The 12,774-nt window shown below is 61.8% G+C and carries 12 protein-coding genes and 1 tRNA gene; 4 read left to right on the top strand and 9 right to left on the bottom strand.

The features are described 5' to 3' along the window. Window positions 1-86: 86 nt before the first annotated feature. Window positions 87-2,231 (bottom strand): malate synthase G, encoded by a 2,145-nt coding sequence (locus QP803_RS07440; protein WP_284947149.1) that lies wholly within the window; start codon window positions 2,229-2,231, stop codon window positions 87-89. 17 nt (window positions 2,232-2,248) lie between these two features. After that, on the bottom strand, window positions 2,249-3,742 hold the full coding sequence (locus tag QP803_RS07435) for a bifunctional heptose 7-phosphate kinase/heptose 1-phosphate adenyltransferase (protein WP_284947148.1): 1,494 nt from the start codon (window positions 3,740-3,742) through the stop codon (window positions 2,249-2,251). 111 nt (window positions 3,743-3,853) lie between these two features. On the opposite strand from QP803_RS07435, the gene QP803_RS07430 reads away from it, so the two are divergent. Beyond that, window positions 3,854-3,927: transfer RNA gene (locus tag QP803_RS07430), tRNA-Gln, on the top strand. Window positions 3,928-3,969: 42 nt separating this feature from the next. Beyond that, a complete protein-coding gene (locus QP803_RS23975) occupies window positions 3,970-4,527 on the top strand; it encodes a DUF6538 domain-containing protein (RefSeq protein WP_350356070.1) in 558 nt (185 codons plus the stop codon). A 39-nt stretch (window positions 4,528-4,566) separates the two neighbouring features. On the opposite strand, the gene istB is transcribed toward QP803_RS23975, so the two are convergent. From istB to QP803_RS07405, 5 genes are all read right to left on the bottom strand, one after another. Beyond that, window positions 4,567-5,355 carry an IS21-like element helper ATPase IstB gene (gene istB, locus QP803_RS07425; protein ID WP_284944276.1) on the bottom strand — a complete coding sequence of 263 codons (789 nt, stop codon included), beginning with the start codon at window positions 5,353-5,355 and terminating at the stop codon, window positions 4,567-4,569. Further along, entirely contained in the window at window positions 5,342-6,850 is a 1,509-nt protein-coding gene (gene istA, locus QP803_RS07420; RefSeq protein WP_284944277.1) for an IS21 family transposase, read from the bottom strand. The genes istB and istA overlap by 14 nt, the downstream gene beginning before the upstream one ends. 99 nt (window positions 6,851-6,949) lie before the next feature. After that, the gene (locus QP803_RS23970) at window positions 6,950-7,576 is read right to left on the bottom strand and encodes a MobA/MobL family protein (protein WP_350356090.1); all 627 of its coding nucleotides are present in this window, start codon (window positions 7,574-7,576) and stop codon (window positions 6,950-6,952) included. Window positions 7,577-8,095: 519 nt separating this feature from the next. Continuing rightward, on the bottom strand, window positions 8,096-8,248 hold the full coding sequence (locus QP803_RS07410) for a hypothetical protein (RefSeq protein ID WP_284947146.1): 153 nt from the start codon (window positions 8,246-8,248) through the stop codon (window positions 8,096-8,098). A 131-nt stretch (window positions 8,249-8,379) separates the two neighbouring features. Next, window positions 8,380-8,589, bottom strand: a complete 210-nt coding sequence (locus QP803_RS07405; RefSeq protein ID WP_284947145.1) for a hypothetical protein — start codon at window positions 8,587-8,589, stop codon at window positions 8,380-8,382. Between QP803_RS07405 and QP803_RS07400 the strand changes: the two genes are divergently transcribed. Both QP803_RS07400 and QP803_RS07395 read left to right on the top strand, forming a co-directional pair. Beyond that, window positions 8,573-9,022: a hypothetical protein gene (locus QP803_RS07400; RefSeq protein ID WP_284947144.1), complete on the top strand. Its 450-nt coding sequence runs from the start codon at window positions 8,573-8,575 to the stop codon at window positions 9,020-9,022. The two genes, QP803_RS07405 and QP803_RS07400, sit on opposite strands and share 17 nt — an antisense overlap. Further along, window positions 9,015-9,785, top strand: a complete 771-nt coding sequence (locus QP803_RS07395) for a hypothetical protein (RefSeq protein ID WP_284947143.1) — start codon at window positions 9,015-9,017, stop codon at window positions 9,783-9,785. Before QP803_RS07400 ends, QP803_RS07395 begins: the two co-directional genes overlap by 8 nt. A gap of 808 nt (window positions 9,786-10,593) precedes the next feature. Here the strand turns inward: QP803_RS07395 and QP803_RS07390 are convergent. Next, entirely contained in the window at window positions 10,594-10,950 is a 357-nt protein-coding gene (locus QP803_RS07390) for a hypothetical protein (RefSeq protein ID WP_284947142.1), read from the bottom strand. Window positions 10,951-11,275: 325 nt separating this feature from the next. Further along, window positions 11,276-12,751 carry a hypothetical protein gene (locus tag QP803_RS07385; RefSeq protein WP_284947141.1) on the bottom strand — a complete coding sequence of 492 codons (1,476 nt, stop codon included), beginning with the start codon at window positions 12,749-12,751 and terminating at the stop codon, window positions 11,276-11,278. Window positions 12,752-12,774: the final 23 nt, after the last annotated feature.

Genomic DNA, 12,774 nt, shown 5'->3' with positions numbered 1-12,774 from the left:
AGGCGTCGCGCACCAGCTTGCACCGTCATTCGCGGACTGGATCCGCGAATGACGATAAGTAAAATCAAGGATCACTCACCCTCTGCTCATCCCGCCTTGGCACGGCGGCGCCAGGCGTGCAGCACGAATTCGGTATAGCCATTGGGCTGGGCACGCCCTTTGAAAATCAGCTCCGACGCCGCCTGAAAAGCCGCCCCGTCGAAATCCGGCGCCATCGGGCTATACAGCGGATCGCCGGCATTCTGCGTGTCCACCACCAGCGCCATGCGACGCAGCGTCTCACTCACCTGATCGGCGGACACCACACCATGCAGCAGCCAATTGGCGATATGCTGGCTGGAAATGCGCAAGGTCGCGCGATCCTCCATCAGCCCGACGTCGTGAATGTCCGGCACCTTCGAACATCCCACGCCCTGGTCGATCCAGCGCACCACATAGCCCAGGATGCTCTGGCAATTATTGTCGAGTTCCTGCCGCACATCCTCGGCCGACCAATTGACGCCCTCCGACAAGGGACTCGTCAGCAGCGTGTCGAGTGACGATGGCGCGCGGGTGGCAATCTCCGTCTGCCGCGCTCCGACATCGACTTGATGATAATGCAAGGCATGCAGCGTCGCGGCGGTGGGGGACGGCACCCAGGCGGTATTGGCGCCGGCCTTGGGATGACCGATCTTCTGCACCAGCATCTCGGCCATCTGGTCCGGCGCCGCCCACATGCCCTTGCCGATCTGGGCATGGCCGCGCAGACCGCAGGCGAGGCCGATATCGACGTTGCGATCCTCATAGGCCCTGATCCAGGCGGTGCCCTTGATGGCGTTCTTGCGCACCATGGCGCCAGCTTCGATCGATGTATGGATCTCGTCCCCCGTGCGATCGAGGAAGCCGGTATTGATGAAGAACACCCGGTTGCGCGCTTCATAGATACAGGCGGCGAGGTTGGCGCTGGTGCGCCGCTCCTCATCCATGATCCCCATCTTCAGGGTATTGCGTGGCAGGGACAGCAGATCTTCGATACGGTCGAAAACCTCATTCGCGAAAGCAACCTCTTCCGGGCCATGCATCTTGGGCTTGACGATATAGATCGACCCCGCGCGGCTGTTGCGAATGGCGGCCGTGGCGTTCAGGTCATGCAGCGCGATCAGCGCGCTCACCGCGCCGTCCAATAGGTTCTCGGGAATCTCCTGGCCCTCGGCGTCGAGCACCGCATCGGTGACCATGTGCAAGCCGACATTGCGCACCAGCATCAGGCTGCGGCCCGGCACGGTGACGGTGCCACCATCCGGCGCGATGTAATCCCGGTCCGCGTCCAGCTTGCGCGTGACCGAGCGGCCGCCCTTGTCGAAGCTTGCCGTCAGCGTGCCTTGCATGAGGCCGAGCCAGTTGGTGTAGACCGCGATCTTGTCCTCGGCATCGACGACGGCGACGCTATCCTCGAAATCCATGATCGTGGTCAGCGCCGATTCGAGCAGGAGATCCGCGACACCGGCCGGATCGTCGCGCCCAATCGGATGGGCGCGGTCGATCACGAGTTCCAGGTGCAAGCCGTTGTGGCGCAGCAGGATGGCGGTCGGCGCCTCGGCCGGTCCGCGATAGCCCACGAAGGCTTTCGGGTCCTGCAAGGTCGCGGTGCCGGCATGCAGCGCGTCGGCGACCACGGTATAGCCGGGTGCTGTGGCATGCGACCCATCTGTGAGCGGCGCCACCTCATCCAGGATCGCCTTGGCCTTGGTCACCACCAGCGCCGCGCGCGCGGCGTTCAGGCCACGGCCGCGCTTGCTGTCCTCGGTTTCCGCGATCGCGTCGGTGCCATACAGCGCGTCATACAGACTGCCCCAGCGCGCATTGGCGGCGTTCAAGGCGTAGCGGGCATTGGTGATGGGCACCACGAGCTGCGGCCCGGCAATGCTGGAGATTTCGGCGTCCACGCCCGATGTGGTCACCGCGAAAGGTGCGGGCTCCGGCACCAGATAGCCGATCGCCTCCAGGAACGCGCGATAGGCGGCGGGGTCGGGGCGGCCGGGCGTCTTCCTATGCCAGGCATCCAGCGCGGCCTGGAGATCATCGCGCTTGCCCAGAAGATCCCGGTTGCGGGGTGCGAGATCGGCGACCATAGCCCCTAACCCGGCCCAGAAGGCCTCGGGGGCGATGCCCGTGCCAGGCAGCGCCTGCGTCTCCACAAACTCATGCAGCGCCTTGGCGACCTGAAGGCCACCCGCTTCGATCCGTTCCATAACCTGGCCTCTTCTTCTTAGGATGCGTGGGACGAGGGTAACCGGCCGTTCCCGCGCGAGGAAGCGGGCAACAGCTCCGCGCGCATCACCGTGCCGCCCCAACCCTCGACCATGTCGGCGCCGACGATGTCGGCCACCGCATGGTCCGAGCCCTTGACCAGCAGATCCGGGTGCAGGGCCGCGATGGTGGTCAGCGGCGTATCCTCATCGAAGACACAGACCAGATCGACGGAGGAGAGGCTCGCCAGATCGGCCGCCCGGTCGGCCTCGGGCCGGATATGGCGGCCGCCGTTCTTGAGGCGCCGGGCGCTGGCATCGCTGTTCACGGCCACGATCAGCCGGTCGCAGCCACTCCGCGCCTGCTCCAAAAGATGCACATGGCCCTGGTGCAGCCGGTCGAAGCGGCCATTGGTGAAGCCGACCCGCCAGCCGCGCCGGCGCCACCGCTCCGCCTGCTCGACCGCAACATCCCGGCTGACGATCTTGGCGCGATTGCCACTCACCGGTTCCAGGCGGGCGAGGATGTCATCCTGCCGGGCGGCGGCTGTGCCGACCTTGCCGACGACAATACCGGCCGCGACATTGGCGAGGCGCGCGGCGGCGGCAAGCGGCAGCTTGGCCGCCATGCCGGCGGCGAGGACGGCCGCCACTGTATCCCCAGCCCCGGCGACATCATGCACATCCAACGCCTCGGCCGGAAAATGCCAGGCCTCGGCGAGGGTGATGAGGCTCATGCCATGTTCGGAGCGGGTGACGAGGGCCGCGCCGATGCCGAATCGGCTGAGCAGGTCGCGGGCGGCGACCACGATCTCCTCATCCGTTTCCGCCGGAAGGCCGGTCACGGCCTGCAATTCCCGCCGATTGGGCATGATGACATCCGCCCCGGCATAGGGCCGATAGTCGTAGCCACGCGGATCGACGATGATCGGGCGGTTGGCCTTATGCGCCGCTTCGATCAGCCGGGCCGGTATGTCTCCGGCCAGGACGCCCTTGCTGTAATCGGACAGGATGGTGACGGTCGTGGCCGACATCACGTCCGTCGCGATGCGCAGCAGCCGCTCGGCGATCCTGGGGTCAAGCGGCGCCGGATCCTCGGTATCCGCGCGGAGCAGATGCTGCCCATGCGCGAGGAACCGCGTTTTGACCGTGGTGACGCGGCTGCCCTGGACCAGCAGCCAGGGCTCGACGCCGCTCTGCCGGCCGATGAGGGCGGTGAGGTCCGAGCCTGCCGGGTCGTCCCCCACCACGGACACGAAGGCGGCGGCGGCCCCCACGGCGGTGATATTGCGCACGACATTGGCGGCGCCACCGGGCATGGAAAGTTCGCGTTGCAGGGACAGGACCGGCACCGGCGCTTCCGGGCTCATGCGCCGGGCCTCGCCATAGAAATAGCGGTCGAGCATGGCATCGCCTACCACGAGCACGGAGCCACGGCCGAGTTGCCGGGCGGCCTCGGCGAGGTCTGCCGCAGCACCGTCCTGCCAGGTGCGAGGGACGCGGGTTTCCGTCATCTCTCTGAAATAGCGTCAATAGGCCCGGCCGGGTAGCCCCGATGGGGAGGGTGTCCCAGGGAACTGTTGATCGGCTGCGCGGAGCGTGATATTCGGCCCGCACTGTCCTGTTGGGGGATAGTTTAGCGGTAGAACTCCTGGCTCTGACCCGGGCAGCCTTGGTTCGAATCCAGGTCCCCCAGCCAACACGTTGAAATCATTATCTTTTATCCGAGCATCACCAGGAAATGGGGCAAACGCCCCATCTTCTGCTCCATCGGGAGTCGGATGTGCTCGTGCGTCGGTCAGGAATCTACCACTACAGGAGGGTTGTCCCTCCCCGCCTCCGTTCGATTCTCGGCGCACGCGAAATTTGGCTTTCCCTCAAGACCCCTTACGTTCGTGTAGCCGAATCGCGGGTGGCTCGGTTTAATGCCGAGATTGATGGGGTGATCATGTCCGCGCGAGACAACCTAAGCCTGGGAAGCCATCCAAGTTCTCAGGTCAGGGACGTTGCGCGGGAACTCCGTGATGTGCTTTCGAAGGCCAAGGCCCTCGCGTCGGTCACGGGGCGTCTTCAGCGCTACACTGAGACTATAGGTCCAGAGCTGTATGTTGATACTCGTGTGAAACCGCGCTCTTTCGGGAGTGAAGATATCTTCGATATCGTCAATAGACTTCAAGAACGACTAAAAGTCGTCGATGATATTTCTGTGAGACTTGAAGCGGTTGAAGCATCGGCCGGGAAAGCTCAGCAACGCACGACTCCACCCGCTTCTCCGGCGATGTCTGTCAATCAGCGTTGAATAGTTACCAGGCAACAGCGTCCAAAAGTTTCCACTTTCTCAGCTGTTTTTCGGCTGTTTCTTTCGCTGCTTGAAGCGGAACGAGTCGTTGCCGGTCTCCAGGATGTCGCAGTGGTGGGTGACCCGGTCCAGCAGTGCGGTTGTCATCTTTGGGTCACCGAAGACACCCACCCATTCGGCAAAAGAGAGGTTGGTTGTGAAGATCAGCGAGGTCTTTTCGTAGAGCTGGCTGATCAGGTGGAACAGCAGAGCGCCGCCCGAGGCTGGGAACGGCAGATAGCCGAGTTCGTCGATGATCACGGCGTCGGTCTGCACCAGCTGACGGGCGAGATTGCCGGCGCGTCCCTGCTGTTTCTCCCGCTCCAGCTGGTTGACCAGGTCGACGGCGTTGTAGAAGCGCACGCGTTTGCCCTGGTGGATGGCAGCGACACCCAGCGCCGTCGCGATGTGGGTCTTTCCGGTGCCGGTGCCGCCGACCAGGATCAGATTGTGCGCGGTTGCCATGAAGGCGGCGGTCGCCAGTTGTTCGATTTGCGCCTGCGGCAATGGGGTTTCGGCCCATTCGATACCGGTCAGGTCGCGATGAACAGGGAAGCGCGCGGCCTTGAGCTGGTAGCGCAGGCTGCGGACCTGGCGATCGGCAAGCTCGGCTTCGATTAACCGGTCCAGCCATGCCTCGGGCTGCATCGGCCGACGTGGGCCTTCCGCCAGCAACTCGCTCCAGGCGGTAGCCATGCCGTAGAGATGTAGCGCACTGAGTTGGCCGAGGCGGTCTACGCCGGAAGCAACCAAGGCAAGAGGCTTAACAGCAAGATCAGTGGATGACATGGCTCACCTCGCGCAGGTGGTCGTAGCGGCCGCAATCGGCGCGCGGCTCGGTTTGGAGCTTCAGCATGTCGGGCACGTTCAGCATGGCGGGCGTGCTGGGTGCGACAAGCCGGCGCATCTCGTTCAGCACCACGGCGGCAGTGATGACATTGCCGTCCAATACCAATTCGCAGGCGACCTGCAGCGGCTCCAGGCCGAACTCGCGTGCCATCATCAGCAACTCGACAAAAGCACGATCGCCTTTCGGCTGCTTGAGAATGCGGTCGCGCACCAGCCGGATGGGCGTGGGCAAATCCCATTGCTGGAACGGCACACCGTTGCGCAATGCGCCAGGTTTGCGTTCCAGGATCGGCAGATAATGCCACGGATCGCAGATCAGTTGATCACGCCCATACCGCCGGGCATGGTCGGCGACGATTGCGCCGTCGGCCACGATGCGCACGCCGGCGGCTGAGGTGCGCACCGAGACAGCGCGGCCGGCGAAGGCGGCTGGCACGCTGTATCGGTTGCGATCCACCGCCACCAGGCAGGTGCTCGACACGCGCAGCATATGTTCGACATAGCCGTCGAATGTCGCGGTGATCTGCCGCAGCGACGGCTGCTCCTCGGCAAAGCACGCGGCAATCGAGCGCTCCGGCGTTACCGGGTGTTTGCGCTGCGCCAGCTCCCGGCAGCGCGTGGCCAGCCAGACGTTCAGCGCATCGAAGCTGATAAAACGGGCCAGCGGCGTGAATAGCCATTCGCGGATGTTGCCAACCTGGTTCTCGACCTGCCCCTTCTCCCATCCAGAGGCGGGGGTACAGGCGACGGGCTCAAACAGATAGTGGTTGGCCAGCACCATGAAGCGCCGATTGAACTGCCGCTCCTTGCCGGTAAATATCGTCTCCACAACGGACTTGAGGTTGTCGTAGACCATGCGCTGGGGCACCCCGCCGAAGAAGGCGAAAGCGCGGTTATGCGCGTCGAAGACCATCTCCTGGGTCTCGCGTGGGTAGGCCACCACGAACATCTGCCGGCTGAAGGTCAGCCGGAAATGCGCAACCTTGATGGTCTGCATGACGCCGCCGAGTTCGACATGCTCATGGCTCCAGTCGAACTGGCACACCTCGCCGGGTGCGAAGGCCAGCGGGATAAAGGCGTGCGCCAGCGCCGGGCCCGACTTGTCCGCCTTCCAGCGCCGCACGAAACGTTGCACGCTGTCGTAGGCGCCGCGGTAGCCCTCCGCCTGCAAACCTTCGAATAGCCGCTGGGCCGTGCGGCGCTGGGCTTTCGGGAGAAGCCCTTCGGTCCGCAGCCACGTCTCCAGCGTCTGCTGGACCGCTCCCAGCATCGGCGTTGGCTGCCGGCTGCGCTGGTAGGACGGCTGGGCTTCGGTCCGGCAATGCCGGCGGACGGTCTGCCGGCACAGCTTAAGGTCCCGCGCGATCGAGCTGATGCTCTCGTGGCGGACCAGATGGCGGCGCCGGATCTCGGCAATCAAGTCCATGAGCAGCACCCCAGATTCCCCAGCAAAAATGCCGGATGATCGCACGACCAGGGTGGAAACTATTGGACGCTGTTTACCCCTGGAATCTGGGAACTTTTGCACGCTGTTTTACAGCCAGTGTGCAGTCGGGGCTATCGGCTCCGGAGGCAGCTCCCGCGGCAGGCCTTGTGCCTCGCGAGACCGATTGTCCACGTGGATATCAAGACCCGCCGCCGTGAGGTATGCGTTCATTCTCGCGTCGATTTCCGAACGCATTTTCCGGCCGTTCTCTTCGCGAAACATGGCGTTCCAAGCTCGATTCTTGACACGCAAGAGACCATCCGGGCCGACCTCGCGCATGGTCAGCAACAGGTGTCCGTGGGGCTGCTCGTCCCCGTCCGATGCCGTGGGGCAGTGGAGATCTATCTGGCATGCCATTCCCATCGACACCCAGGGACTTGCCACCGCCTTCAGAAGCTCAAGGCGAAGGTCGGGCGGGCATTGTCTCGGGATTGAGATAAGCACTTGGCGCGCGAGCTGGGCGTCATGACGGCGCTCGGATTCTTCCACGGCGCGCCACAAAATTCCGGGGTCTCTCAGAGAGTCGGGGGCACCTTCCGGAAGCAGAACGCAGCCGTCTATGCGCTCCTTTTTGTGACGGAAGTCGAATCTCTTTCTAGCGTGCTGAAGCCGTGTTCCGGCGTTGTAAGCCGCAATTTTTACGGCGTTGCCGTCTCGCACGGAACGCGAAACCATGGCGAAATTTATGCGCGAGAAAGCTAGCTGAGCAGGACTCACGGTATCTCGTCTTCATGCCATCCGGATTTTTTGAGGACGGCACGGCATTCTGCGAGATATGCGCGATATGCCGCTCCGGATTTCGACCGTCCGACTATTCGTCCGTTGTCCCACGCGTCGCGCTGTCGTGTCACAGGCGCATCGCGTGCAGGAACCAGCGCCGCACACGGCAGCTCGGGATGCTCACATCCGGAGATCCAGGCTCGTTCACACGCTCCCCCCCAGGGCGCGACGGCATCGTAAGCATCGCAGCCAGGGACTGTCATCAGGACTTCAGGAAGCCACGGCATCGGCGGCGAAAATTGGAGGCCGATTAAGACGCCTTCGGGCCGTTTGCTGAAGTCCTGATGAGCTGTCTCTCTGCCGTCCGGTGTGCGATAGATAGGCCGCCCGCCGCCTTGCAGTCGCGTCGTCCATCTTTTCCACTTGCCCCATCTCTCGGCCCATGCCGCCGCAAAATCTATATCGCTCATGACGCTAGTCGAGTTCGATGTCGTCTGGCTCATCATCGATTTCCCATTTATCAGAAACGAGAAGCCAGGGCTCAGCCGTCGCAATCGCTGCGATATATGAGGCGAAGTCGGCGTCTGTCATTGTGAAGTTCGGCGTGTGTTCGGCTATCTCTTGCATGTGCTGTCCTCCTTCTGCGAGCTATACTTCCGCGAAGCGGATGTATAAGGCGAGCATATCGCCTGCTTCGCAGGCTCTGCTGGCTCTCCCCAACAATATCAGAATCCACAACCGAAACGGAAGCCGTTCGGTCATCTTTCGTTGTAAAAACCACGCTTGTGTTTGCAAATCAGTGTAATTTCTCGACCTTCGTCGAGTGTTATCTCGACTGTTGTTTTTATTTTGCTCAGAGACCTGCCAAAAATTTCGTTGAAAAGGTTTCCCAAGTCGCCGTTGAATGCGTTGATCTCCTCGATACTGCCCGTCAACGCCGCGCCTGTGTCTATGTCCGTCGTCTTCATTTGTCTTCCTATTCTGCGAGTGCGTATTCCAAAAATAATAACAGATATTCTGGATTACTTGGTAGTCGATTTGGTATCTTCGTCTGAAGAGCTGATAGGACTTCAGATGACAACGAAATCTGTGGACGAGCACTTGCTTGCGTTGCGAGCGAGGCAGGATGCCGCGCTGTTGCGTGCACGCAATGCGCGTACGGCGGTTAGTAGATTTGAACGCCAGATGGCGGCGCTCTCTCGACGTCAAACCACCCAGCGATTATGCACTTTGGGAAGGGCCTGGTTGGCGCTTGGCGACGCCAGCCCAAATTTTCAGAGTGTCGGCCAGCGCTTCTTGAACAGCTATATTAGCCGTGAAACCGACCGAGATATTTTACGCGGAACACCGTGGGAAATCTCCGACGTCCCTGCGCCTGACGAGGCACCAGACCATGATTGAGGAGGTCACCGACGACGGCGAAAATTTCCCAATGTGGTATCCGAGCGACAATTGGATCGCGAATCAAATTAGATCGCGGCGAGGGTGGGGCGACTCCCGTCCGGTGCCAGCGTCGCTTATCGCTGCGTGGCGGGCGGCGATGCGCTCCGAGGCTCTGCGTCAGCGGCGTTGGCGACGGCGCAATCCCGACGCCAAGATTCCGATGCCCGTGCGCCGCCGTGAGCGGACGGAAACCGTGGATGCGTTCGAGATAGCGCGGGAGGTTTTGACGCATCCGTACATGCTCGCGATGCTCAGCGCGATGATTTTTATGCCCCGTTTGATGACGGCAGCTATGGCCGAGACCGGAACTCTGTTCAGGAAACCCCCGAGGTGGCGGCTGGTGCCAATCCTCGCGTACATTCGGGAAAAAATTCCGGGTGACCGAGGTATTTTGATACGGCATTCCAACCAGACACCCGTGTCACCTATGCACGTTGCGGCAGTCAACGGGATGACTCGGTCCGCCGCTATCTTATGGAACGAACGGCTCACAGTTTTGGCAGCAACGCAGCAGCACGACGCAGTTGATGCCGCCCTGGCGGAGCTGGCTGAGTTAGGAGTGTTGGCAATCGAAGCGGCGAATCCCTTACGGATTACTGGTCCGGAACCAGGGCCGCCGCGCGGTCTACTGCCTGACCCGGAACCAGAACCAGAGCCTCCGGTATTAGCTGGAGTGCCAGGTGGTGAGGGAGCCACCGCGCCAGCACCGGGCGGCCGATGAGCTCGGAGCCTGTGCCGGGGCGTGCGCTGGAGCGAGCAACGGATAGCTCGGTGTATGAAATCGTCGCAGGCAAGGTCAGGCGGGGGACTATCCGAACACGGCTACCTGAGCAGTGTCGAGAGTCCGGCGTGTTTTTTGCGCCGGCTCCTCTAATGCCATATCTCGACGCAAAAATCGCAGTAATCACGGAGATAGTGTCGCGTTGCGCGCCGTGGCTCCACGTGTTGGCGGGACCAGCGCTTCGGAAAACAGCGGATGGCCCCCTGCCGGACCTCTCCGCATTCAGGGAGGTGGACCAGGGCGCGGACGGTCGGCTGACGTACAGCGTGAGCGGGTGTGCTTGGCATTTTGACGGCCAAAGTCACGGCCAAAGTCCTCTAATCGCGATCCGTACGGCGTTAGGCCTGACGCAGGTGAAATCGACTGTACATCACGAGCTTTGGCACGCGATTGAAGAGCATTTGTCGGACGAGGAACTCGCTATCGTCACTGCCGCCGCCCTCAAAGGCGATCCGATGCCTGGATCGTATTTAGATTCTGCCGTAGAGCGGCGCGCACGGCTTTATGAGCATTTTGCGTCGTACATCGATTTTGGCGGTGCGTGCGCAACAGTCAACGGACAGATAGCGTTGCCACTCCAGGGTGTATTTTGGCGCGTGTACAGTGGCGAACTATCTCGCGACGTGACGACGGGCCGCCAGGGCTGCGCAGCAGTCCGTCGCGGCCCGACGCGCAGTCGCGTAGCGGCGAGCACGCGAAGCCCTCCCCCTGGGGGGAGGGCACACGCCCGTGAAGCGGGAGGGGGGCGTTAGGTCTCCTCGTCCTCCTCGCCGTCCTCCTCCTCTCGCGACACAAAAAACAGCGCGTCCAGCAACTCACAATCTGCGCAAATTTGTTCGGCGCCTGAGAATTCGCGTCGTCCAGCAGCCAGGATGTCGCGCATCAGACTGCGCCACGGTGCCTCTGGAACGCTACTGGGGTCGTCATTCGCGAGGTCCATATGGCCGTCGAGCAGCACCTGAGCGAGACCGGAAAGGTCCTCCCGCCGGAGGGTTATGCGCTCCAGCGGGACAGGGTTAGAGCCCATCAACGGGCCTACGGCGGCATAGGGCAGCACGCTGAGCGGGATAACGTTGCCGCCGTTGGCAGTGTGAACTGAGGTCATTTGTAGATGCTCCTTAGGGTTGCGGAGCCATCTAATAGAAACGCAAATCTGCTGACGTCAACAGAGGATTTTTTGGTTTTCCTTGTCAACAATTATGATTTTCCTTGTAGACGGCATACCTCACGCAATTGCGATCGCTCCCTCACCGTGTCGACGCCTGCCCGCGCCTGGACACGCAACAATCGAAACAATTCTGGTCAACCGGCCGGAAACAAAATTTCGTCTGTGCCCCTCGGGATAGGGTTTTTCTGAGGTGCTACGATACCCGGAGGGTGCGGGACGGCTCTCAGTGAGCCGGAGAACACGTCTGTTTTGTGTCCTCGGGCTAAAAATCGGGTTTCGGGCGGTTCGTGAGCTTTGCGACCATGTTGTCGAGTTCCTGGAGCAGTCTGTGGTATCCCGCGATGGTAGCCGTCGAAACCAGACTGAGTGGACTACTGCGGGACCGGTTAGAATCAATGAGCATTCGTTGCAGCGCTTCAAGGGCGTAGGCTCGATACGTATTCGGGCAAGGTGGGTCTGATAGCCGCATCATCATCAGTTCCGCCCTGGCGACGATTGCAGGATCAAGGTGGGCAACGCTTTCAGCCTGCCGTTGCGCTAGCTCGTCTGCTGCAACTTCGACCGCGTCTATCACAGACAATTCCCAGAATTTGGCGGCTAGCCGCTGCACGTCTCTCGGTTCTGCCTCGGGGCAGGCGGCTGAGATAGCCCTAAACCTAGTGAGTTCCCGTTCAGCCGCCACAACTCCGATCGCGAGCGCTTGAACCTTGGGGTAGCCCTGAAACATGAGGCGGCCTCCGTGTGCACATGCCGGTAGACGTAAATTTACTGGCACTTGCGCCCACAACTGCGCCGGGAAGTCCGGCGGGCAGGACTGACAATCCACTCCTTGGTGGATCTGACCTCGGGCGTGAGCGATGTTTGCTACTCGTTGCTGCGAGGAGATAGCCGCCTCCAGCGCGTCCTCGAGTGCTGCCGCCTGTGTCGCGTCAGCCTCGAACCACGTGTCGGGCTCAGCAGTAGCTCTGGAGGTCGTCCACTGCGCGCCGAGCCGCAGTGCTAGTGCGGCATAGCGCCGCCCCTCGGACGTCGGGAGTTCGGCTATCGTGAGAGGGAGAGACGGGGGCGAGACTTCTGGCGATCCTATTAAGTAAAAGGAGTCATCCCTGGCGGTCGCTCGCGCGTGCGCAATAGGATCGCGAAAAGTCTCACGCTCAAGGGCTGCCGCTTTCTCCCTCTTGATTTGCCGATAATAGTTGGCCTTGCTGACTCCCCGCTCCTTCCACGGTTCTGCCCTGTCCCCAGCTTTGCGGGCCATAACTCCCTCCGCGCGTCTGCGGTTTCGGTCGCGTACACGCTTGGGAGCGAGCTGATGCAGGACTAAACGCTCGGCCTCTTCATCGTTGATTGCCATTACTCGGCGTAAAGCCTCAGCAGGCAGGTCACGGCGGTCTTTGGGCCGCGTGCAGGCGGCTGCGATGAGTGCTACACCAATCGGGCTGTGCGCCCAGGCGAAGGAATCCTTGAGGTTGCCGCCGTGGACGGCCAGCCAGCCAGCCAATTCATCCGGAACATTCGTTGCAGCAGTGACGTGGGACATCACGGCTGCGATGGCCGCGACTTGCACATCGGTCAGATAGCCGTTTCGGTGTTTGCAGATCCGGCCGAGTTCCAGCATTACGTGTGAGCGGGCATCCTCGACACGCTCGGCGATTGCCCTGGCGGCGGACCTGGAAACACGCGGTTTGCGAGATGCTTGCGCTACATTGCCGTTGATTTTATCGAGGTTTTTGCGCATTATTGATGTGCTCCGACGCGGTT

This window comes from Acidisoma sp. PAMC 29798, from assembly GCF_030252425.1.
In the GTDB taxonomy this organism is placed as follows: domain Bacteria; phylum Pseudomonadota; class Alphaproteobacteria; order Acetobacterales; family Acetobacteraceae; genus Acidisoma; species Acidisoma cladoniae.
The sequence above is the reverse complement of the archived record's forward strand: the minus strand, read 5'-3'. Positions and strand labels throughout refer to the sequence as shown.